The organism is Streptomyces kurssanovii (assembly GCF_040677245.1).
Taxonomy (GTDB): domain Bacteria; phylum Actinomycetota; class Actinomycetes; order Streptomycetales; family Streptomycetaceae; genus Streptomyces; species Streptomyces kurssanovii.
In genome coordinates this window covers 24153-45333 of record NZ_JBFAQK010000062.1, presented here as the reverse complement: position 1 = coordinate 45333, position 21181 = coordinate 24153, and the positions used below count along the sequence as shown (strand labels likewise).

The 21181-nt window shown below is 73.0% G+C and carries 21 protein-coding genes; 5 read left to right on the top strand and 16 right to left on the bottom strand.

Going from position 1 to position 21181, the window contains the following annotated elements; all coding sequences use genetic code 11:
- Positions 1 to 108: 108 nt before the first annotated feature.
- The 4 genes from AB0K36_RS29445 to hisI form a co-directional block, all read right to left on the bottom strand.
- Positions 109 to 369, bottom strand: a complete 261-nt coding sequence (locus AB0K36_RS29445; RefSeq protein ID WP_364600117.1) for an HGxxPAAW family protein — start codon at positions 367 to 369, stop codon at positions 109 to 111.
- Positions 370 to 472: 103 nt separating this feature from the next.
- Positions 473 to 1111, bottom strand: coding sequence for a TIGR02234 family membrane protein (locus AB0K36_RS29440; protein ID WP_364600115.1), 639 nt, complete (start codon positions 1109 to 1111; stop codon positions 473 to 475).
- Positions 1112 to 1118: 7 nt separating this feature from the next.
- Positions 1119 to 2621, bottom strand: coding sequence for an anthranilate synthase component I (locus tag AB0K36_RS29435; protein ID WP_364600113.1), 1503 nt, complete (start codon positions 2619 to 2621; stop codon positions 1119 to 1121).
- Between the two features lie 11 nt (positions 2622 to 2632).
- Positions 2633 to 3004 carry a phosphoribosyl-AMP cyclohydrolase gene (gene hisI, locus AB0K36_RS29430; protein WP_189472640.1) on the bottom strand — a complete coding sequence of 124 codons (372 nt, stop codon included), beginning with the start codon at positions 3002 to 3004 and terminating at the stop codon, positions 2633 to 2635.
- Positions 3005 to 3079: 75 nt separating this feature from the next.
- Between hisI and AB0K36_RS29425 the strand changes: the two genes are divergently transcribed.
- A complete protein-coding gene (locus AB0K36_RS29425; protein ID WP_364600111.1) occupies positions 3080 to 3712 on the top strand; it encodes a TIGR03085 family metal-binding protein in 633 nt (210 codons plus the stop codon).
- A gap of 61 nt (positions 3713 to 3773) precedes the next feature.
- Here the strand turns inward: AB0K36_RS29425 and AB0K36_RS29420 are convergent, their stop codons facing one another.
- The 12 genes from AB0K36_RS29420 to hisD form a co-directional block, all read right to left on the bottom strand.
- Positions 3774 to 5432: a sodium/solute symporter gene (locus AB0K36_RS29420; RefSeq protein WP_364600109.1), complete on the bottom strand. Its 1659-nt coding sequence runs from the start codon at positions 5430 to 5432 to the stop codon at positions 3774 to 3776.
- Between the two features lie 111 nt (positions 5433 to 5543).
- Complete coding sequence (locus AB0K36_RS29415) at positions 5544 to 6884, bottom strand: PucR family transcriptional regulator (RefSeq protein ID WP_364600107.1); 1341 nt, start codon at positions 6882 to 6884, stop codon at positions 5544 to 5546.
- Between the two features lie 158 nt (positions 6885 to 7042).
- The gene (locus AB0K36_RS29410) at positions 7043 to 9835 is read right to left on the bottom strand and encodes a helix-turn-helix transcriptional regulator (RefSeq protein ID WP_364600105.1); all 2793 of its coding nucleotides are present in this window, start codon (positions 9833 to 9835) and stop codon (positions 7043 to 7045) included.
- Between the two features lie 207 nt (positions 9836 to 10042).
- Positions 10043 to 10942, bottom strand: coding sequence for a bis(hydroxyethyl) terephthalate hydrolase (gene bdeA / locus AB0K36_RS29405; RefSeq protein ID WP_364600103.1), 900 nt, complete (start codon positions 10940 to 10942; stop codon positions 10043 to 10045).
- A 263-nt stretch (positions 10943 to 11205) separates the two neighbouring features.
- A complete protein-coding gene (gene hisF / locus AB0K36_RS29400) occupies positions 11206 to 11961 on the bottom strand; it encodes an imidazole glycerol phosphate synthase subunit HisF (protein WP_189472649.1) in 756 nt (251 codons plus the stop codon).
- Entirely contained in the window at positions 11958 to 12392 is a 435-nt protein-coding gene (locus AB0K36_RS29395; protein WP_364600101.1) for a RidA family protein, read from the bottom strand. Before AB0K36_RS29395 ends, hisF begins: the two co-directional genes overlap by 4 nt.
- Positions 12389 to 13114, bottom strand: coding sequence for a bifunctional 1-(5-phosphoribosyl)-5-((5-phosphoribosylamino)methylideneamino)imidazole-4-carboxamide isomerase/phosphoribosylanthranilate isomerase PriA (priA, locus tag AB0K36_RS29390; protein WP_005318757.1), 726 nt, complete (start codon positions 13112 to 13114; stop codon positions 12389 to 12391). The genes AB0K36_RS29395 and priA overlap by 4 nt, the downstream gene beginning before the upstream one ends.
- Positions 13114 to 13764, bottom strand: a complete 651-nt coding sequence (gene hisH / locus AB0K36_RS29385; protein ID WP_364600099.1) for an imidazole glycerol phosphate synthase subunit HisH — start codon at positions 13762 to 13764, stop codon at positions 13114 to 13116. Before hisH ends, priA begins: the two co-directional genes overlap by 1 nt.
- Complete coding sequence (locus AB0K36_RS29380) at positions 13761 to 13928, bottom strand: CG2302 family histidine operon protein (RefSeq protein ID WP_167306871.1); 168 nt, start codon at positions 13926 to 13928, stop codon at positions 13761 to 13763. Before AB0K36_RS29380 ends, hisH begins: the two co-directional genes overlap by 4 nt.
- Positions 13925 to 14521, bottom strand: a complete 597-nt coding sequence (hisB, locus tag AB0K36_RS29375; RefSeq protein WP_005318751.1) for an imidazoleglycerol-phosphate dehydratase HisB — start codon at positions 14519 to 14521, stop codon at positions 13925 to 13927. The genes AB0K36_RS29380 and hisB overlap by 4 nt, the downstream gene beginning before the upstream one ends.
- The gene (locus tag AB0K36_RS29370; protein ID WP_364600097.1) at positions 14521 to 15654 is read right to left on the bottom strand and encodes a histidinol-phosphate transaminase; all 1134 of its coding nucleotides are present in this window, start codon (positions 15652 to 15654) and stop codon (positions 14521 to 14523) included. Before AB0K36_RS29370 ends, hisB begins: the two co-directional genes overlap by 1 nt.
- On the bottom strand, positions 15651 to 16973 hold the full coding sequence (gene hisD / locus AB0K36_RS29365; RefSeq protein ID WP_364600095.1) for a histidinol dehydrogenase: 1323 nt from the start codon (positions 16971 to 16973) through the stop codon (positions 15651 to 15653). Before hisD ends, AB0K36_RS29370 begins: the two co-directional genes overlap by 4 nt.
- Before the next feature lie 148 nt (positions 16974 to 17121).
- On the opposite strand from hisD, the gene AB0K36_RS29360 reads away from it, so the two are divergent.
- The 4 genes from AB0K36_RS29360 (at position 17122) to ybaK (ending at position 21131) form a co-directional block, all read left to right on the top strand.
- The gene (locus AB0K36_RS29360; protein ID WP_159692937.1) at positions 17122 to 18723 is read left to right on the top strand and encodes an oxidoreductase; all 1602 of its coding nucleotides are present in this window, start codon (positions 17122 to 17124) and stop codon (positions 18721 to 18723) included.
- 103 nt (positions 18724 to 18826) lie between these two features.
- Positions 18827 to 19858, top strand: coding sequence for a hypothetical protein (locus AB0K36_RS29355; RefSeq protein ID WP_364600093.1), 1032 nt, complete (start codon positions 18827 to 18829; stop codon positions 19856 to 19858).
- A 5-nt stretch (positions 19859 to 19863) separates the two neighbouring features.
- The gene (locus AB0K36_RS29350) at positions 19864 to 20604 is read left to right on the top strand and encodes an LON peptidase substrate-binding domain-containing protein (protein WP_364600091.1); all 741 of its coding nucleotides are present in this window, start codon (positions 19864 to 19866) and stop codon (positions 20602 to 20604) included.
- A gap of 14 nt (positions 20605 to 20618) precedes the next feature.
- Positions 20619 to 21131, top strand: coding sequence for a Cys-tRNA(Pro) deacylase (ybaK, locus tag AB0K36_RS29345; RefSeq protein WP_364600089.1), 513 nt, complete (start codon positions 20619 to 20621; stop codon positions 21129 to 21131).
- The last annotated feature ends 50 nt before the right edge of the window (positions 21132 to 21181 follow it).

The following is a 21181-nucleotide window of genomic DNA, read 5'->3' as shown; positions in this document are numbered from 1 at the left end:
GTTGTGGGGGGGGGGGGTGTGCCGGCGTTCGAGCCCCGCGTCGCCGGGGGGCGGGGCCCCGGCGCGCGCGGGGGCCGCCGCCGCTGTGCGACATCTGCGTGCGAGGTCTCAGACCCTGACGTTCTCCCGGGCCGCCGCGCGGTCACGGGCCGCCACCACGTGGTCCGGCTCCTTGGGCGTGCCGAGGCCGGCCATCTTCATCGCGCCGCCGACGACCGCGCCGAGCAGGATGAGAGCAGAACCGGCCCAGAAGCCGGCCGGGCTGTTCGCCACCATGAAGACGCCTGCGACACAGAAGCCGATGAAGGCGATGATGACGCCGGTCCAGGCGGCCGGGGTGTGTCCGTGTCCGTGGCTGCTGCCCGCCATGAGTTGCTCCTCGTTTCCGATGCGATTCGTGCGCCGGTGCTCGTGCTGAGCCGGACGCTCGTCCTTCATTGTCCCGTACGCCGGGGCGGGCGCGGCGCGGGGGTCACCCTTCGCGCGTCGGATCCTCGCCCCGGTCCAGGGCCTTCCAGAGGTCCTCGGGGCGGTCGGGGTCGGCCGGGCGTTCCTTGCGGGCGCGCGGGCTGCCGTCGCGCTCGTAGCGGCCGGACATGGACGGCCACCGCGGGCCGTAGCGGAGGGCGAGCAGTCCGGCGAGCAGGATCAGCGCACCGCCCACCGCGGTGACGTAGGGCCAGACCGTGTGGGAGAGGGCTTCGACGGTGGAGGCGGCGTCGCCGGTGGTGCGGGCGGCCTTCTCGTCGAGCGCTCCGGTGTCGGACGCGCCGAGGAGTGCGGCCGTCGCGGCGCCGGCGCCGCTCAGTGCGAGCAGTGCGGCGACGAGCATCCGGCCGGCACGGCGCACGGCGAAGACGGCGACCAGCGCGGCCAGGCCGACGATCGCGAGTGCCGTGGGGACTCCGGTGACGTCGGAGCCCTTGGCGTCGAGGGAGACGGTTCCGCCGCCGACGGACGCGGTGCCCTCGGCCCAGATCCGGCCGGCGGCCAGCAGGACGACGGTCGCGCCGACGGCGCCGAGGAACAGGGCGGCGGCCAGGCTGCGGCGGCTGCTGGTGGCGGGCGTCGCGGCTGCGGCTAGGGGCTGGGGTACGGGTACGGCACTCACGTACCCACTATCCCTTACCGCTCACCGGGTCGTTCAGGCGGTTGGCCGTGTGCACGGCCCGCAGCACCGCGGCCGCCTTGTTGCGGCATTCCGTGTCCTCCGCGACCGGGTCGGAGTCCGCCACCACACCCGCGCCGGCCTGCACGTACGCCGTGCCGTCGCGCAGCAGGGCGGTACGGATGGCGATGGCGGTGTCGGAGTCGCCGGCGAAGTCGAGGTAGCCGACGCAGCCGCCGTACAGGCCGCGGCGCGACGGCTCGAGCTCGTCGATGATCTGCATGGCCCGGGGCTTGGGCGCACCGGAGAGGGTGCCTGCCGGGAAGCAGGCGGTGAGCACGTCGAAGGCGGTGCGGCCCTCGGCCACCTTGCCGGTGACGGTGGAGACGATGTGCATGACGTGGGAGTACCGCTCGATCGACATGAAGTCGACGACCTCGACACTGCCCGGCTCGCAGACGCGGCCCAGGTCGTTGCGGCCCAGGTCGACGAGCATCAGGTGCTCGGCGCGCTCCTTGGGATCGGCGAGCAGCTCGTCCGCGAGGTCGCTGTCCTCCTGGGGCGTGGCGCCGCGGGGCCGGGTGCCGGCGATCGGGTGGACCATGGCGTGCCCGTCCTCGACCTTGACGAGGGCTTCGGGGCTGGAGCCGACGACGTCGAACCCCTCGAAGCGGAAGAGGTACATGTACGGCGAGGGATTGGTGGCCCGCAGGACCCGGTAGACGTCGAGCGCGCTTGCGGCGCAGGGGGTCTCGAACCGCTGCGAGGGCACCACCTGGAAGGCCTCGCCGGCCCGGATGCGCTCTTTGACGTCCTCGACGGCGGCCTGGTAGTCGGTGCCGCCCCACAGGGCGGAGAACTCGGGCAGCTCGGAGGCGGGCAGCGCGGTGGGCGGGGAGGCCAGCGGCCGGGCGAGGTCGGCCTGCATGGCGTCGAGGCGGGCCACGGCGTCGGCGTAGGCCTCGTCGACGCCGGTGTCGAGGTCGTTGTGATTGATCGCGTTGGCGATCAGCAGGACCGTGCCGTCCCAGTGGTCGAGGACCGCGAGGTCCGAAGTGAGGAGCATGGTCAGCTCGGGGAGCTTCAGGTCGTCGCGCTCGCCGGGGCCGATCTTCTCCAGCCGTCGCACGATGTCGTAGCCGAGGTAGCCGACCATGCCGCCGGTGAAGGGCGGCATGCCGGACGCGAGATCGCGCGGCGTGTGCAGGGTCTCGACGGTCTCGCGCAGCGCGTGCAGCGGGTCCCCGTCCGTGGGTACACCGACCGGAGCGTTGCCCAGCCAGTGCGCCCGGTCGTCGCGGACCGTCAGCGTGGCGTCGGAGCGCACGCCGATGAAGGAGTAGCGGGACCACGAACGTCCGTTCTCGGCGGACTCCAGCAGGAAGGTGCCGGGGCGCTCCCCGGCGAGCTTGCGGTAGAGCCCGACGGGCGTGTCGCCGTCCGCGAGCAGCCGGCGGCTCACCGGGATGACGCGGCGGTCGGCGGCGAGCTTGCGGAACGTCTCGAGATCCATGGCGCCAGACCCTACTTGTCGAGGAGTACGTCGGCGTCGAAACAGGTGCGGGCCCCGGTGTGGCAGGCGGCGCCGACCTGGTCGACCTTGACCAGGACGGTGTCGGCGTCGCAGTCGAGCGCCACCGACCTGACGTGCTGGAAGTGGCCGGACGTGTCGCCCTTGACCCAGTACTCCTGGCGGCTGCGGGACCAGTAGGTGCAGCGGCCGGTGGTCAGGGTGCGGTGCAGGGCCTCGTCGTCCATCCACCCGAGCATCAGCACCTCACCGGTGTCGTACTGCTGGGCGATGGCGGGAATCAGGCCGTCCGGGCTCCGCTTGAGGCGGGCGGCGATGGCCGGGTCGAGGCTGCTTTCGGGGACACTGCTGGTCATACGGGCCATTGTGCCGTGTCGAACCCGGTGACCGGCGGTGAGTCCACTGGGCGGACCCGGTGCCCCCGCCGTACGCTGGCGGGCATGTCGACCCATGCCAAGCGTGAACGACTCCTGTTCGCAGACCTGTTGGAGGCGTCCGGCCCGGACGCGCCGACCCTGTGCGACGGCTGGCTCACCAGGGACCTGGCGGCCCATGTGGTGATGCGTGAGCGGAGGCCCGACGCGGCGGGCGGGATACTGCTCAGCGCCCTCAAGGAGCGGGCGGACCGGATCCAGGCCGAGTTCGCCGCCAAGCCGTACGAGGAGCTGGTGCACCTGATCCGTACGGGGCCGCCGCGGATGTCCCTGTACGGGATCAAGCAGATCGACGAGGCCGCGAACACGGTGGAGTTCTTCGTCCACGCGGAGGACGTGCGCCGGGCGCAGCCGGAGTGGACCCCGCGCGAGCTGGACCGGGTCTTCGAGAACGCCCTGTGGGCGCGGCTCGAGAAGGGCGCCCGGCTGCTGGGCCGCAAGTCGCCGGTCGGTCTGGTGCTGCGCAGGTCGAACGGCCAGACGGCGGTGGCTCACAAGGGCACGCCCGTGGTGACGGTGACCGGCGAGGCGGGCGAGTTGACGCTGTTCGCGTTCGGGCGGCAGAACGCGGCGCGGGTGGAACTGGACGGGGACAAGGACGCGATCACCCGGCTGAGCGGGGCCGCACTCGGGTTCTAGTGCGACCCTGCTCCCGTGCCGGGACGCGCTCGGGTTCCGGTGCGACCCTGCTCCCGTGCCGTCAGCGGCCCCGGGCCCACTCGGCGTACGCGTCCTGCGGTTCAGGGGCCACGGCCGGGGGCGCCGGGGGCACGGCCGGGGCCGCGGGGCGCCGCCGGAGGAGTCCCGAGCCGGCCAGCGCCAGCAGGAAGCCGGCCGGGATGGTGACCAGCCCCGGTGTGTGGAGCGGGAACCAGTGGAAGTCCCGGTCGGGGAAGAGTGAGATCGGTGTGCCGGACGCCGCCGGTGACCAGGCCATCAGCACGGCGACCAGCGGCAGCGTCCCGTACACCGCCCAGCGCACCCCGCCCGCGGTGAAGTGCCGGCGGAAGATCGCGAACAGCAGCACGGGCGGCAGTACGGACGCGGCCCCGGCGAACGCGAACGAGAGCAGCACCTGCGGATTCCGTCCGACCGTCTGCGTCGCGACGAACACGGCGAGAACTCCGACGACGGCGACCGCCCAGCGCGCCAGGCGCACCTCCCCGGCCATCGAGCGGCGTCCCCGGCCGCCCACGCCCGTCGGCCCGGCGAGGTCACGTGTGAAGGCCGACGCGGCGGCGAGGGTGATCCCGGCGACCGTGGACAGGGTGGTGATGAACACGGCGCAGGCGACCACGGCGAACAGCAGGCTGTGCCGGGGACCGCCGGACTCGGGGTCGAGTGCGGTGGTGACCATGAGCAGGGCCGAGTTGCCTCCCGGGTCGGCGGCGACGATGTTCTTGTGGCCGACGAGGGCGGCGGCGCCGAGGCCGATGACGATGACGCCGGTGCACAGCACGGCGACCGGCCCGACGGCCCAGGCGGCGGCTCGGCGGGCGTTGCCCGTGCCGCGGAGGGGGTGCAGGCGCATCGTGATGTGGGGCATGCAGGCGGCGCCGAGGACGAGCGTGAGCAGGAAGCCGGTGAGATCGAGCCAGCCGGCGAAGCCGCGCCCGAACTGCAGGCCCGGCAGGGCGTACGAGTCGCTCCGGCTGCTCTGCCGGGCGGCGTCGAAGAGCGAGAAGGGCGACCAGCCGAAGCGGTTGAGGACGATGCCGGCGAGCAGCACGACCACGGCGACGACGACGACCGTCTTGAGGATCTGGATGTAGCCGGTGCCGCGCATCCCGCCGAAGGCCGAGTAACAGATCATCAGGGTGCCGCTGGCGACGGTGCACCCGGTGAGGGCACCCGGCGGGAGGTCGAACATGGACGTCATGATCTTGCCGGCGACAGCGAGCTGGACCACGAGCAGCGGGAACAGGACGACGATCGCCGCGATCCCGAGGGGCACGCGGACGGAGCGGTCGGCGAGCCGCTCGGTGAGGAAGTCGCCGAGCGTGTAGATCCCGCCGCCGCGCAGCGGCTTCGCCAGCACCAGCATCACCAGGACCAGCGAGGCGACGGTCGCCATGGCGAAGAGGATGCCGTCCGCCCCGACGAGAGCGACGGAGCCGGTGGTACTGAGCAGGGTCGCGGCGGAGACGTAGTCCCCGGCGACGGCGAGCCCTCCGCCGACCGGGCCGAGCGTGGCACCGCCGGCGTAGAAGTGCTCCGGGTCGTCCTGGTCGGCGGCGGCCAGGCCGCACAGCAGAAGCGAGACCGTGACGAACGCGAGGAAGACGACGAGGGCAAGGGAACGGCCCTCGAACCCGGCACCCGCCGCGACGGGCCCGACCAGGTGGATATCAGATGACATGCCGGGTAGATCACCAGGCATCCGTCACCGCGTACAGCGGCCGGTCCGGCATCGGTGCCCGCGCACAGGCACGGGCACCTCAGGGTGTGCGGCGTCACACCCCGGCTGGCGTCAACTCTCCAGCAGCCGGCGGGCGGTGAGGGCGAGGGAGACCTCGACGACGTCGGACGGCCGGGACAGCGAGCGGCCGGTGAGCTGTTCGAAGCGGCGGAGCCGGTTGAGGACGGTGTTGCGGTGGCAGTACAGCCGCGTCGCCGCGCGCTGCGCGGAGCCCTCGGCGTCGAGCCAGGCCGTGAGCGTGTCGACGAGCAGGTCCCGGTCGGCCGGCTCGATCGCGTACAGCGGCCCCAGTACGCGCTCGGCGAGCGCTTTGCCGAGGGCCGGGGAGGAGACGACGACCGCGGCCGGCAGGTGGTCGTCGAGGAGGACGACACCGCCGGTGCGGGGGCAGGCCCGCAGTGCTGTACCGGCGAGTCTTCGCCCCTTGCCGAGCGCGGCGAGACCGGTGACGGCGGAGCCGATCCCCACACGGACGCCGGGGGCGGCGCTCAGCCCGGCGGCGACGGCGGCCGGGTCGGCCGGCCCTTGGGGTGCGGCGCCGGCGCCCTCGCCGGGGCCGTCCTCGTCGCCGCCGTCCTCGTCGCAGCGGCGGGGACCGGACGCCGGGCCGTCCACCAGGTGCACGATCCCCAGTTCGGCCTCCGGGGTGGAGTGCCACACCACAGGAGTGCCGGACGGCAGGGTGACCAGCGGGCCGGGCGCGTGCGGATGCGCGGAGGCGGCCGCGATCACGACGAAGCGGCCGTCCTCCGGCAGTTCGAGCATCACCGACGCGTCGGGCAGGTCGGTGATCCGGGCCGTGCCGTCGAGCAGCGCCGCGGTCATCAGCCGCAGGCGGTTCTCGCGCCGCCACGCCATCCGGCGTTCGGCCTGGCGGTAGGCCTCCGTGACGAGGGCGCAGTGTTCGTCGACGAAGTTCCAGACGTCCGCGGCGACGTGGACGAGCAGCCGTATGTCCTCCGGGTGCCGGCGTGCCGTCTCGTCCACCAGGCCCTGCCACACCATGGCCCCGCCGAGCCGGAACGCGTGCAGGACGGCGTCGAGCGGCACGTTCTGTTCGGCGCGTGCGGCGCCGATGGAGCGTGAGGTGCGCCGGGCGATGTCGCGGCTCTCGCGGGGGCGGATCAGGGAGGCGATGTTGTGGCGCAGCGACTGGTACACCTCCTGCCACACCTCTGTCGCGTCGGCATCGATCGCCGCCCGGTAGGCGGGTTCCTGCTCGCGCAGCTCGCTGACGAGGGTGGTGGTCAGCCCGGCCACGTCGTCCAGCAGTACCTGGGCGGCGCGGTGCAGTACGGCGATCGCCTCGGCGTCCAGCAGGGAGCGGGAGCGGGGCAGAACCGCGTGGGGCGTGGGAACCGCCCTGACGCGCGAACGTACGAGATTCGACATGGGCGGCCTCCACCAGGAGTCGGCTCGCTCCGGCGCGCGGCGTGGGACACGACCGCACCGGATCTACCTGACGCTCGCAGAATGGCATACCGCCCAGTCGGTACCCAGGGGTTTGCGGCATAGTTCTCATCACGGTCCAGCAACGCAGGCGGTCGGCGTCAGGCGCCGGAGCGCTCCAGCAGACGTGCCAGTTCGGTCCTCGAGCGCACTCCGAGCAGCGCGAACACGTTCCTTAGATGGTGATCGACGGTCCTCGTGCTGACCGACAGCCGCAGGGCGACCTCCCGGTTGGTCGCGCCTTCCGCGACATGGTGGGCGATGCGCCGCTGCTGCGGCGTGAGCCGGTCCAGCGGGCCGCTCCCGGAGTCGCCGGACACCGCCTCGCCGGCGGCCCGCAGCTCGCCTCCGGCGCGTTCGGCCCAGCCGCGTGCTCCGCAGCGCTCGAACGCGACGAGCGCGTCCCGCAGCGGGCCGCGTGCCTCCCGCGTCCTGCGGCGGCGGCGCAGCCACTGCCCGTACAGCAGCAGGGTGCGGGCCCGCTCGAAGTCCCCGCCGGCCCGCTCGTGGTGGGCGAGCGCCTCCTCATAGCGGGCGGCGGCCTCCTCCGGCGGGGCGACGAGGGCGCGGCAGCGGGCCAGCTGTGCGGGCGCGAGCGGGTCGGCGGTGCTCGCCGCCCACGCCGCGAACTCCTCCACGGCGACGGCCGTTCCGTCCGTGCGGCCCGCGAGGACGGCCGCCTCCACGAAACACGGCACGGCGAGCATCATGACCGCGAAGTGACCGCGCCGCGGGCCGGGTACGACAAGGGGCCGCAGCCGCGCGGCGGCCTCCGCGCACCGGCCCGCCGCCAGGTCCGTCCTGGCCACCGCCCACACCGCGAGGCTCGCGGCCTGGGACAGCCCGTGCGCCGCGGCGGTCGAGCCTGCGGCGGCGGCGTGCTCGGCGCAGGCCTCGGCGTCGCCCTCCAGGGACGCGGTCAGGGCCAGTACGGCGTGCAGATGCGCGGCGCTGTTGCGCCGGCCCAGCTCGAGGGCGGCGCGCAGTCCCTCGAGCGCGTGCACCCTGGCGCGGGCGTGCCGGCCCGCGCGCAGTTCGGCGTACGCGAGGCGCTCCAGTGCCGGGGGCAGCATCACCCGGGGCCCGTGGACCCGTACGGCGGCCAGCGCCCTGGCGCCCGCCCGGCAGGCGGCGTCCACGTCGCCGACGACGAGCGCGGCGGCGGCCGACCGCAGCAGTACCGACGGGTCCCCGGCGTGTCCGGACGCCTCGACGCATTCCCGCAGCAGGGCCTGGCCGGTGCCGGTCCGTCCCGCGAAGACGGCCAGCAGGCCCTCGACATACCTGCCGAGCACCTCGTGGCCGTCCGGGCCGCCGGTCCGGGCGCGCGGGGCCGTGGCGGAACGCGGGGAACGGTCCGGGTCCGGCGCGTCCGTCACCGCCGCCGGGACCCGGGCGAGCGCGTCCACGTAGCCGTGCGGGTCGCCCATGGCCCAGGCGGCGTCCGCGGCGGCGAGCAGGGCGGCCGTCGAGCGGTCGGCGTCGTCGGCGGCCAGGAGCGCGGCGGCGGCGAGCAGGGACTCACGGGCGTCGGCCACCGGACCGTCGCACAGGGCGATCAGCCCGCGTACATGGTGGGCCCGGCCGGAAGCGGGGACGGCACGGACCCGGGCCAGCAGCGCGCGGGCCCGGCCGGGCTCACCGTCCAGCCAGGCGTGCTCGGCCGCGGCCGAGAACCGTACGCCCCGCAGGGTCTCGTCGGCCGTCAGTTCCGCGGCCCGCGCGAGGGCCGTGGCCCGGTCGGTGTGCGGCCGGGGGGCGGTGGCCGCGCCCGCCAGCGCGTCGGCGAGGAACGGGTCGTAGCCGCCTGCCGCGCAGGCCCGTTGGACCAGTCGCGGCAGGGTGAGGTGCGGCCCGTCGAGGGCGGCGGCCAGCAGCCGGTGCGCGGCGCGCCGGCGCGGCAGCGGCGCGCGGCGCAGTACGGCGGTTCGCAGCAGCGGATGGGTGAAGCGGACCCGGGTGCCGTCGTTGTGGAGTGTGCCCGTGCGCTCGGCGGGCAGCAGGCGGTCGGCGTCTATGCCGGCCAAGCGGGCCGCGCGCAGCAGCAGGGCGGCGTCGGCGCCGGCGCCTTCGGGTTCGTGTTCCTCCGCGGCCGCGGCGAGGAGCAGCAGGAGCCGGGTGTCCGGGGGCAGCACCTCGGCGCGGGCGGCGTACGCGTCCAGGATGCGCTCCGCGCCGGGGAGGGGGTGCGGCAGCGGGGCGTGGCCGGCGAGCTGGTCGGGCGTGAGCCGCGCCGTGAGCGCGGTCAGCAGCCCCGGGTTGCCCGCCGCCTCCCGGCGCAGCTCGTCCCGTACCAGCGGGTCGGCCCGGCCTTCCGTCAGCCGGTCGATCAGCGCGCCGGCGGCCGTGTCGTCGAGCGGCCCGAGCCGCAGCCGCGGCAGTCCGGTGAAGGCGTCCCCGCCGCCGGGATCGTCGGTCGCGGTGAGCACCACGGCGGCGCGGTCGCGCGGGGCGAGACGGCGGGCGGCGAAGCCGAGGGCGATGCGCGAGTCGCGGTCCCAGGCGTGGGCGTCGTCGACGCAGAGCAGCAGCGGGCCGTGGGAGCCGAGGATTCTGAGCAGCTCCAGCAGCGCGGTGGGCGCGGTTCCCGCGCGGGTCACGTCGTCGGCCGGCCCCGGCAGCGGTCCGGGCGCCGAGCAGAGCAGAGCGTGGAGTCCGCTGTACGGCAGCCGGGCTTCGGCGGGGGCGGCACGCGTGTGGAGCACCGTCCCCTCGCGCTGGTTGCCGACGGCGTGCCGCGCGAGTGCGCTGCGGCCGAGGCCGGGCGGCCCGGTGATCACGAGGGTGCTGCCGCGGCCGTCGCGCAGACGGCCCGACAGCTCGTCGAGAAGGGCGAGTTCACCGCTTCGGCCGTACAGCCGAAGGGGACTGTGCACGGTCGTCGATGGATTCACGCCCGGCAACTTACTCCCGCGTAACTACCCTCCGGAAGGGTCCGGTCCGCGCTTCGCGGCCCTGGCCCGCCGCGCTGGGCACGGTCCCACCGTGAGCCGCTCCGAACTGTGCGCCCGCACAGCACGTTGCCGGTGGCGGTCGTCCGCCACCGGCAACGTCATGTCGTCCGGGTGGAGCCGCTCCGGACCGGAGCGGCTCCCGATGGGTCAGGAGGTGTGCGGGCAGTTGCCCCGGTACTCCTCGATGGTCAGGCTGGGCCGCGGCAGCGGGCAGAGGAACTGCTCGTAGCGGGTGTCGTTGTCGATGAACCGCTTCAGCCACGAAATGCTGTACTTGGCGATCGTGGTGTTGCTGCTGTTCGGGGTGAAGTGGTTGGCGTTGTTGAGCTCCAGGTACGCCTTGTCGAGCGACGCCGGCAGCGACTGGTAGAACGGCTCCGAGTGCGAGGAGACGGAGGCGACGGTGTCACCGTCGGCGCCGATCACCATGGTGGGGGTGCGCAGTTCGGGCCACGTCTTGTCCGTGTTCCAGCCGGTCAGCGGGATCGCCGCCTGCAGCGAAGGACGTTCCTTGGCGGCCTCGAGCGTGCCGCCGCCTCCCATGGAGTGGCCCATGACCCCGAGCCGGGTGCTGTCGATCCGGCCGCGGACCGAGCTGCGCTGGGTCAGGTAGTCGAGCGCGGCGAGGAGTTGGTCGCCCCGGCTGCCGGGCTGGTCGTAGATGCTGTTGGTGTCGATGGTGAAGACCACGAAGCCCTGAGAGGCGAGCCGGGGGCCGAGCCACGCGATGGACGACTCGTAGGCGGTGAAGCCGGGCGAGATGGCGACGGCCCCGAACGTGCCGTCCGCGGTGGACGTCGGGTAGTAGATGGTGCCGCCGCCGAAGCCCGTGACGGCCAGCGAGGAGACGGACGTGTCGGAGACCGAGTACGGGCCGCGCGAGGCCTCGATGGACGCGACGGTCGGAGCGGGACCGCGCTCGTACGGGTTGTCGGCGGCCTGGGCCTGCGTGCCGGGCAGGAGGGTGGCACACAGCGCCGCCGCCGCGGCGGCGGCCGCGCCCAGCAGGGAGCGGCGGTGGGTGCGGCTCGTGGGGGTGAGGTGCACGAGGAGGGTCCTCTCGGGTCGAGGCGGTTACGCGCCGCAGGACCTGACCCGTCGTCACCAGGAGTCCGTCGTGCCGGTCGCGTACCGCCGTGTTGATGGCGGTACCACCGTCGGGGCCCGGCCCCCGGTAGGGCATCGGCAAGTTCACCGGTCTCCTCGCGGACCGGCGTCCGCCGCGGCGGGCCGCCCACCACGGGCCCTGTACACAGCGGAAGGGGCCGGCAGGACGTGATGTCCTGTCGGCCCCTTCGGGCTACGGTGTCTCAGCGGACCGGGTGGCCCGCCTCGCGCAGCGAGTCCTTCACCTGCGAGATCCGCAGATCGCCGAAGTGGAACACGGACGCGGCGAGCACCGCGTCCGCGCCCGCGTCGATCGCCGGCGGGAAGTCGGCGAGCCGGCCCGCTCCGCCGGAGGCGATCACCGGGACCGTGACGTGCCTGCGCACGGCGGCGATCATCTCGGTGTCGTAGCCGTCCTTGGTGCCGTCGGCGTCCATGGAGTTGAGCAGGATCTCCCCGGCGCCCAACTCGGCGGCCCGGTGCGCCCATTCGACGGCGTCGATGCCGGTGCCCTTGCGGCCGCCGTGCGTCGTCACCTCGAACGTGCCGTCCGCGGTGCGCCGGGCGTCGACGGAGAGCACCAGCACCTGGCGGCCGAACCGCTCGGCGATCTCGCGGATCAGCTCCGGCCGCGCGATCGCCGCCGTGTTGACACCGACCTTGTCGGCGCCCGCCCGCAGCAGCTTGTCGACGTCCTCCGCGCTGCGCACGCCGCCGCCGACGGTGAGCGGGATGAACACCTGTTCCGCGGTGCGGCGCACCACGTCGTAGGTGGTCTCCCGGTTGCCGGAGGACGCGGTGATGTCGAGGAAGGTCAGCTCGTCGGCGCCCTCGGCGTCGTACAGCTTCGCCATCTCGACGGGGTCGCCCGCGTCGCGCAGGTTCTGGAAGTTGACGCCCTTGACCACCCGGCCGTTGTCGACGTCCAGGCAGGGGATCACCCGTACCGCGAGGGTCATACGGCACCTCCATCGGTTCCGGTCGGCCGGTACGCCTCGACCTCGACCTCGACGACCAGCGAGGGGTCGACGAAGCCGGAGACCACGAGCATCGACGCGGCCGGCCGGACCTCGCCGAAGATCTCCTTGTGGGCGCGCCCGATGTCTTCCACGTCTCGGGCGTGCGTGATGTACATCCGGGTGCGTACGACGTCACCGGCGCCGAGCCCGAGCTGCTTCAGCGCGTCGATCGCCACGCCGAACGCGGTGACCGTCTGCTCGTACGGGCTGCCCGCGGCGATCTCGCCGCCGACGACCGACGTGCAGCCGGAGACCAGGACCAGGCCGTTCGGCAGCTCGACGGCACGGGAGTAGCCGAAGGCCTCTTCCCAGGGGCCGCCGGAGCCGACGCGGCGCACCGGGCCGGAGCCGGAAGGGGGACCTGCGGTCATGCGGACACCGCCGCGAGGGCCTCTTCCAGGGTGAAGGCCTTGGCGTACAGCGCCTTGCCGACGATGGCGCCCTCGACGCCCTCGGGGACCAGCGACGCGATGGCGCGCAGGTCGTCGAGCGAGGAGACGCCGCCGGAGGCCACGACGGGCTTGTCGGTCGCCGCGCAGACGTTCTTCAGCAGCTCGAGGTTGGGGCCCTGGAGGGTGCCGTCCTTGGCGATGTCGGTGACGACGTAACGGGCGCAGCCCTCGGAGTCGAGGCGGGCGAGGGTCTCGTAGAGGTCGCCGCCGTCGCGGGTCCAGCCACGGCCGCGCAGCGTCGTCCCGCGGACGTCCAGACCGACGGCGATCTTGTCGCCGTGCTCGGCGATGACCTTGGCGACCCACTCGGGGGTCTCCAGCGCCGCGGTGCCCAGGTTGACGCGGCGGCAGCCGGTGGCGAGAGCGGCCTCGAGGGAGGCGTCGTCGCGGATGCCGCCGGAGAGCTCGACCTTGATGTCCATGGCTCCGGCGACCTCGGCGATCAGCGCCCGGTTGTCGCCGGTGCCGAAGGCGGCGTCGAGGTCGACGAGGTGGAGCCACTCGGCGCCGGCGCGCTGCCAGGTGAGGGCCGCCTCGAGGGGGGAGCCGTACGACGTCTCGGTGCCGGACTCGCCATGGACGAGACGGACGGCCTGGCCGTCGCGGACGTCGACTGCGGGAAGGAGTTCAAGCTTCGGCATCAGAGGGTCTCGATCCAGTTGGTCAGCAGCTGGGCGCCGGCGTCGCCGGACTTCTCGGGGTGGAACTGGGTGGCCCACAGGGCGCCGTTCTCGACGGCGGCGACGAAGCGCTCACCGTGCGTGGCCCAGGTGATCTGTGGCGCGCGGATGGCCGGGTTGGTGACCTCCAGCTCCCACTCGCGCACCGCGTAGGAGTGCACGAAGTAGAACCGGGCGTCGTCGTCCACGCCGGCGAAGAGCGTGCTGTCGGCGGGCGCCTCGACGGTGTTCCAGCCCATGTGCGGCACGACCGGCGCCTTCAGCGGGCCGACGGTGCCGGGCCACTCGTCGAGACCCTCGGTCTCCACGCCGTGCTCGATCCCGCGGGCGAACAGGATCTGCATACCGACGCAGATGCCCATGACGGGGCGTCCGCCGGAGAGCCGGCGGTCGATGATCCATTCGCCGCGGGCCTGCTTGAGGCCGTCCATGCAGGCGGAGAAGGCGCCGACGCCGGGGACGAGCAGTCCGTCGGCGTTCATCGCCTTGTCGTAGTCGCGGGTGATTTCGACGTCGGCCCCGACCCGGGCGAGCGCGCGCTCCGCGGAGCGGACGTTGCCGAACCCGTAGTCGAGGACGACGACCTTCTTCTGTGGCGTCGCTGTGGTCATTCCCAGATCCCCTGAATCCGCATGACGCCCGCGATCAGGCACATCGCGGACGCTCCGGCGAGCAGCACGACGGTGCCCTTGGGCATCTTCTGCTTGGAGAACGAGTACGCACCGCCGGCGAGGAACAGCCCGACGACGATGAGAATGGTCGAAAGGCCGGTCACAGGGCGCCCTTCGTCGACGGAAGGATGCCGGCCGCGCGGGGGTCGCGCTCCGAGGCGTACCGCAGGGCGCGGGCGAGCGCCTTGAACTGGCACTCCACGATGTGGTGGGCGTTGCGCCCGTACGGGACGTGGATGTGCAGCGCGATCTGCGCCTGCGCGACGAAGGACTCGAAGATGTGCCGGGTCATCGTCGTGTCGTAGGTGCCGATCATCGGCGCCATGTTCTCGGGCTCGGTGTGCACCAGGTACGGGCGGCCCGACAGGTCCACGGTGACCTGGGCGAGCGACTCGTCCAGCGGCACGGTGCAGTTGCCGAAGCGGTAGATGCCGACCTTGTCACCGAGGGCCTGCTTGAAGGCGGCGCCCAGCGCGAGGGCGGTGTCCTCGATGGTGTGGTGCGTGTCGATGTGCAGGTCGCCGTCGGTCTTGACGGTGAGGTCGAACAGACCGTGCCGGCCGAGCTGGTCGAGCATGTGGTCGTAGAAGCCGACGCCGGTGGCGACGTCGACCTTGCCGGTGCCGTCGAGGTTGATCTCGACGACGACCGAGGTCTCCTTGGTGGTGCGCTCGACCCGTCCTACGCGGCCGCTCATCAGTGCTGCTCCTTCTTCAGTGCGCGAACCGCATCGAGGAACGCGTCGTTCTCTTCGGGCGTGCCCGCGGTGACCCGCAGCCGTCCCGGTACGCCGTTGTCGCGGACCAGTACGCCCTGGTCGAGGATCCGCTGCCACGCCTTGTGCGCGCCGTCCTCACCGTCGAACCGGCCGAACTGTACGAAGTTGGCGTCGGAGTCGGTGACCTCGTAGCCGATGGCGCGCAGCTCCGTGACCAGCCGGTCCCGCTCGGTCTTCAGCTGCTCGACGTACCCGAGCAGCGTATCGGTGTGCTCCAGCGCGGCCAGGGCGGTGGCCTGTGTGACGGCGGACAGGTGGTACGGCAGGCGCACCAGCTGGACGGCGTCGACCACGGCGGGGTGTGCGGCCAGATATCCGAGGCGCAGTCCGGCGGCGCCGAAGGCCTTGGACATGGTCCGCGAGATCACCAGGTTGGGGCGGCCCTCGATGAGCGGCAACAGCGACGGCCGGTGGCTGAATTCCACGTACGCCTCGTCGACGACGACCAGCGACGGCTTCGCCGCCTGTGCCGCCTCGTACAGCGCGAGAACCGTCTCGGCGGCGACCGCGGTGCCCGTGGGGTTGTTGGGCGAGGTGATGAACACGACGTCCGGGCGGTGCTCGGCGACGGCCGCGGTGGCGGTGGCGGTGTCGATGGTGAAGTCGTCCCCGCGCGGGCCGGAGATCCAGCCGGTGCCGGTGCCGCGGGAGATCAGGCCGTGCATCGAGTAGGACGGCTCGAAGCCGATGGCGATCCGGCCGGGGCCGGCGAAGGCCTGCAGCAGCTGCTGGATGACCTCGTTGGAGCCGTTGGCCGCCCAGACGTTCTCCCGCACGACCTCGTGGCCGGTCGTGCGGGTGAGGTAGCGGGCCAGCTCGGTGCGCAGTTCGACCGCGTCCCGGTCGGGGTAGCGGTTGAGCCCCCTGGCCGCTTCACGCACCCGCTCCGCGATCCGCTCGACGAGCGGCTCGGGCAGCGGATACGGGTTCTCGTTGGTGTTCAGCCGGACGGGGACGTCGAGCTGGGGGGCGCCGTAGGGGGACTTGCCGCGCAGTTCGTCCCGGATGGGCAGTTCGTCCCACGGGGAGGTGGTGCTGCCGATGTCGGTCACTGGCCCGGCACCTTCCAGTCGAAGCGGGCCTTGAGGGCTGCGCCGTGCGCCGGCAGGTCCTCCGCCTCGGCGAGCGTCACCACGTGGTGGGTGACCTCCGCGAGCGCGTCCCGGGTGTAGTCCACGATGTGGATGCCGCGCAGGAAGGACTGCACGGACAGGCCGGAGGAGTGGCAGGCGCAGCCGCCGGTCGGCAGGACGTGGTTGGACCCCGCCGCGTAGTCGCCCAGCGACACCGGGGCCCACGGGCCGACGAAGACGGCGCCCGCGTTGCGGACCCGGCCGGCGAGGGCGGCGGCGTCGGCGGTCTGGATCTCCAGGTGCTCGGCGCCGTAGGCGTTGACGACCTCGAGGCCGTCCGCGATGTCGGAGACGAGCACGATCGCGGACTGCCCGCCGCTGAGCGCGGGCACGATCCGGTCCTCGACGTGCTTGGTCGCGGCGATCTGCGTCTCCAGCTCGCGCTCGACCGCTTCCGCCAGTTCCTCCGAGTCCGTGACCAGCACGGCGGCGGCCAGCGGGTCGTGCTCGGCCTGGCTGATCAGGTCGGCGGCGACGTGCACGGGGTCGGCGGTCGCGTCGGCGAGGACGGCGATCTCGGTCGGGCCGGCCTCCGCGTCGATGCCGATCCGGCCGGTGAAGTAGCGCTTCGCGGCGGCGACCCAGATGTTGCCCGGGCCGGTGACCATGTTCGCGGGCGCGCAGGACTCGGTGCCGTAGGCGAACATCGCGACGGCGGTGGCGCCGCCGACCGCGTACACCTCGTCGACGCCGAGGAGGGCGCAGGCCGCGAGGATCGTGGGGTGCGGGAGGCCGCCGAACTCCTTCTGTCCGGGGGAGGCCAGTGCGAGGGACGCGACGCCCGCCTCCTGCGCCGGGACCACGTTCATGATCACGGAGGAGGGGTAGACGGACCGGCCGCCGGGGGCGTACAGGCCCACTCGGTCGACCGGCACCCACTTCTCGGTGACCGTGCCGCCGGGCACGACCTGCGTGGTGTGCTCACTGCGGCGCTGGGCGCGGTGGACGATCCTGGCCCGCCGGACGGACTCCTCCAGGGCGGCCCTGACGGCGGGGTCGAGCTCCTCCAACGCGCGCTTCAGCGCGGCGACCGGCACCCGGACCTGGTCGAGCCGCACACCGTCGAACTTCTCCCCGTACTCGATCAGCGCCGCGTCGCCGCGATGATGCACGTCCTCGCAGATCGGCCGCACCTTCTCCAGGGCGGCCGCCACGTCGAAGTCGGCACGGGGCAGCAGGTCGCGCAGGGCGCCACCCTCGGGGAGGGCGTCACCGCGCAGATCGATTCGAGAGATCACGGAACCAATTCTCTCAGACCCGATCCCACGCTTGTTTCCCGTATCAGTGGCTGATACAGGCCCCACAAGTTGACCATCACCACTAGCGTTCAGGCCGTCACTCAGCGGGAAGAACAGCTGTACGAGCCAACGAAGCGGAGGAGCGGCAGTGACCGAGCCGCTGGACGACGGGCCCCCGGACGGGCTGAGCCCGACCGAGCTCCACATGTGGAACGCCTTCAGAAACGGAAGCACGTACGACCTCAGTGACACCGATCCCCTGCTGAACGATCCCTTCTCCCCCCTGCCCTGGGGTCCCGAGCGCAGCGTCCGGGCGTCGATCGTGGCCCGGCTGCTGCTGAGCGGACCCGCCGCGAGGCCGGGCCGGGTCTGCGCGCTCAAACTGCGCGGCGTCCTGATCACCGGCACGCTCAAGCTGGCCGGCGGCAGCATCTCCCCGTACGTGGAGCTGCACGGCTGCCGTTTCGAGAACGAACTGCTGATGCCGGAGGCGCACTTCACGACCGTGCGCATGGTCGGCTGCGCGATCCCGCGGATCGAGGCGGCGAGGCTGCGTACGGAGGGCGATCTGCATCTGCCCCGCTGCCGCGTCGAACACGGCATCCGGCTCACGGACGCCCAGATCGGCACGGACCTGCTGATCAACCAGATCCATGTGCGGCCGGACCGCCGGGGCCGCGCGATCACCGCCGACGGGATGTCGGTGGCCCAGGACTTACAGGCCGAACTGATAGAGACCTACGGCGAGTTCAGCCTGCGCGGTGCGAAGGTGGGCGTCTCGCTCAGTCTGCGCGGCAGCCGGCTGCGGGCGGCGGCGGAGCGCCGCGCGCTCAACGCCCCCCAGCTCAGTGTCGAACGCACGCTGTACATGACGGGCGCCTGGGTGAGCGTGACCACGGGCAACCAGGGCGCCACTCCCCCGTTCGGCATCGCCGCCTACGGCACACCCGCGCGCGGCTCCCGGCTGCAGCCCTTCGAGTGCCACGGCGGCGTCCGGCTCGACGACGGGCGGTTCGGCGACGCGGTCGACCTCCAGCGGGCCCGGTTCGTGCTGAGCCCGCGCGAGGAGCTGTCGCTGCGCAGGATCGCCACTCCCGAGCTGCGGTTCAACGCGGAGCGCCCCGAGGAGGGGCGGGTCGTGCTGAACGGCGCGAAGGTCGTGACGCTGATCGATCTGGCCGCGAGCTGGCCGGGCCCGGGCGGCCTGGCGATGGGCGGCTTCGTCTACGAGAACCTGGTGCCGTACGAGGAGTTCCCGCTCTCCCGGCGGCTGGAGTGGGTGGCGTCGGCGACCCCCGAGTACTCGCCCGAGCCCTACGAGCGGCTGGCGACCGTCCTGCGCAACAGCGGCGAGGACGCGGACGCCCGCGAGGTGCTGCTGGCCAAGAACCGCCGCCGGAGGGAGACGCTGCCGCTGGCCGGGAAGCTGTGGGGATATCTCCAGGACCTCACGGTGGCGTACGGCTACCGGCCCGGCCGGGCGGCCCTGTGGATGGCGGTGCTGTGGGCGGCCGGCGCGATCGCCTTCGCCCAGGTCGCCCCACCACCCATCAAGCCCGACGAGCATCCCGAGTGGAATCCGGCGCTGTACGCCCTCGATCTGCTCATCCCGGTGATCAATCTCGGCCAGGACGGCCACTGGCGGCTCCAAGGCGGATGGCAATGGGCGGCCGCCGTTCTGGTGCTGCTGGGCTGGATCCTCGCGACCACGGTCGCGGCGGGCGCCTCCCGGCTCCTCCGTCGCGGTTGAGTCGCTTTCTTTACCGTCTCTTGACTTCGGCCGGGACAACCATTCCGTTGCCACCAAAGCTTCACAGCTGCCCTCTGGCGTGGCGTTCACCTGCGCGTTTTCAATGGTCCGCACCATGTCACTGATCCGCGCCCTGATCCGTACCGCGCGCATGATCCGTCATACGCCACGGCTCACCGACTGCCTCGCCCCTGACGAGGCGGTACTGCTCGACGCCCCCGACGACCGGCTCGGTCCGGCGCTGGTCGCTGCCGCGGTCGGGGAGTACGAACCGGCCGCCAAGCTGCTGGCGACCACACGGGAATCAGCCGAATGGGAGAACCGCGACCGGTACGTCGTCAGGCTCGCGGCATTCGCCCGGAACCGGGACGAATGGCTCGGCGACTGGCTGGGCGCGGCCCCGCGCGACGCCGACGCCCTCGTGGTCAAGGCCGAACTGGCCGTCCGCAGGGCCTGGGAGTCACCCGCCCGTACGGAACAGCTGCGCGAGGTGGGCCCGCTGATCGACGCCGCGGCGGAGGCCGGGCCCGGCGACCCCGTGCCCTGGCGGATCGCGCTCGACCACGCGCGCGGCACGCACGCCACGCACACGGCCTTCGAGACGCTGTGGGAACAGGCCGTCCGCCGCTCCTCGCACCACTACGGCTGCCACGTCGCGGCGCTCAAATACCTGTCCGCCCAGTGGTACGGCTCGCACCGCGAGTGCTTCGACTTCGCGGAGCAGGCCGCCGCCGACGCGCTCCCCGGCTCGCTGGTGCAGGCCCTGCCGGTACGGGCGGCCTTCGCGCAGCTGCTCGGCGGCGAGGCCAGGACATCGGTGCAGGACGACCGGATCGACGCGGCCGCGGACCTCGCCATCACCTTGTCCCGGGGGTACGGGCCCGGCGACCCCTGGCCGGCCGAGGTGCGCAACCTCCTGGCCTACGTGCTGGTGGCACGGGGGCGCTGGGAGGAGGCGCTGAACCAGTTCCGGCTGATCGGCCCGCACGCGACCTCGTTCCCGTGGTCGTCGGTGACCGAGGACCCGCTCGGCCGGTTCCTCCAGGCCAGGGACGACGTACGGACCGAGGTCGCGTCGGCGACGCCGCTGCGTGGACGGGGAGGACAGGTCCGCCTGCTCGACCATTACTCTTGACCGCTGTGACCACCGCTCGCCTGCCGCTCTTCCCGCTGAACTCGGTTCTGTTCCCGGGCCTTGTGCTGCCACTGAACATTTTCGAGGAGCGTTATCGCGCCATGATGCGCGAGCTGCTGAAGACGGACGAGGAGGAGCCCCGGCGCTTCGCCGTGGTCGCCATCCGCGACGGCCGGGAGGTCGCGCCCGCCGCACCCGGGATGCCCGACCCGACCACGGTCGTGGAACGCGGCCCCGCCGCCGGCTTCGGCCCCGACCCGGTCCAGGCCTTCCACCGAGTGGGCTGCATCGCCGACGCGGCGACCATCCGCGAACGCGGGGACGGCAGCTTCGAAGTGCTCGCCACCGGCACGACCCGGGTCAAGCTGCTGTCGGTCGACGCGAGCGGGCCCTTCCTCACCGCGGAGCTCGAAGAGATCCCGGAGGAACCGGGCGACGGCGCCGCCGCCCTCGCGGAAGGCGTGCTGCGGGCGTTCCGCAGCTACCAGAAGCGGCTGGCCGGCGCGCGTGAGCGCTCGCTGTCCACCGGAGCGGAACTGCCGGACGAGCCGTCTGTCGTCTCCTACCTCGTCGCGGCCGCGGCGGTGCTGGACACGCCCGCGAAGCAGCGGCTGCTCCAGGCGCCGGACACGGCGACACGGCTGCGCGAGGAACTGACACTGCTGCGCGCGGAGACGGCGATGCTGCGGCATCTGCCGTCGCTGCCGGCCGTCGATCTGACGTGGCGGCCCACCAGCCCCAACTGACGCGAGGACCTGCCTTGGCGAAGAACGCGACGAAGAAGACGAAGAAGCAGCAGTCGGGCGGTACGCCGGCGACGGTCGCCCTCGCGGCGGCGGGCACCCCGTTCACCCTGCACGCCTACGACCACGACCCGTCGTCCCCCTCGTACGGCGAGGAGGCCGCGGAAGCGCTGGGCGTCTCCCCCGAGCGGGTCTTCAAGACACTCGTCGCGGACGTGGACGGCGCGCTGACGGTGGCGGTCGTCCCGGTCGCGGGCCAGCTCGATCTGAAAGCGCTGGCATCGGCCGTCGGCGGCAAGCGGGCGACGATGGCGGACCCGGCGGCGGCGGAACGCACCACCGGCTACGTCCGCGGCGGCATCTCGCCCCTCGGGCAGCGCAAGCGGCTGCCGACGGTGCTGGACGCGTCGGCGTCGGCGCACGAGACGATCTGCGTGTCGGCGGGGCGCCGCGGCCTGGAGGTCGAACTGTCCCCGACGGACCTGACGTCCCTGACATCCGCGACCCTGGCCCCGATCGCCCGCGCGTAGCGCTTTTCGGGGCTCCGCCCCACGAACCGGGCTCCGCCCGGACCCGGCAC

Bases quoted from the DNA above. Each gene is read 5' to 3' on its own strand.
- AB0K36_RS29445 (WP_364600117.1), bottom strand. From the start codon at position 369: ATGGCGGGCAGCAGCCACGGACACGGACACACCCCGGCCGCCTGGACC.
- AB0K36_RS29435 (WP_364600113.1), bottom strand. From the start codon at position 2,621: ATGGATCTCGAGACGTTCCGCAAGCTCGCCGCCGACCGCCGCGTCATC.
- hisI (WP_189472640.1), bottom strand. From the start codon at position 3,004: ATGGCCCGTATGACCAGCAGTGTCCCCGAAAGCAGCCTCGACCCGGCC.
- AB0K36_RS29425 (WP_364600111.1), top strand. From the start codon at position 3,080: ATGTCGACCCATGCCAAGCGTGAACGACTCCTGTTCGCAGACCTGTTG.
- AB0K36_RS29420 (WP_364600109.1), bottom strand. From the start codon at position 5,432: ATGTCATCTGATATCCACCTGGTCGGGCCCGTCGCGGCGGGTGCCGGG.
- AB0K36_RS29415 (WP_364600107.1), bottom strand. From the start codon at position 6,884: ATGTCGAATCTCGTACGTTCGCGCGTCAGGGCGGTTCCCACGCCCCAC.
- hisF (WP_189472649.1), bottom strand. From the start codon at position 11,961: ATGACCCTCGCGGTACGGGTGATCCCCTGCCTGGACGTCGACAACGGC.
- AB0K36_RS29395 (WP_364600101.1), bottom strand. From the start codon at position 12,392: ATGACCGCAGGTCCCCCTTCCGGCTCCGGCCCGGTGCGCCGCGTCGGC.
- priA (WP_005318757.1), bottom strand. From the start codon at position 13,114: ATGCCGAAGCTTGAACTCCTTCCCGCAGTCGACGTCCGCGACGGCCAG.
- hisH (WP_364600099.1), bottom strand. From the start codon at position 13,764: ATGACCACAGCGACGCCACAGAAGAAGGTCGTCGTCCTCGACTACGGG.
- hisB (WP_005318751.1), bottom strand. From the start codon at position 14,521: ATGAGCGGCCGCGTAGGACGGGTCGAGCGCACCACCAAGGAGACCTCG.
- AB0K36_RS29355 (WP_364600093.1), top strand. From the start codon at position 18,827: ATGGTCCGCACCATGTCACTGATCCGCGCCCTGATCCGTACCGCGCGC.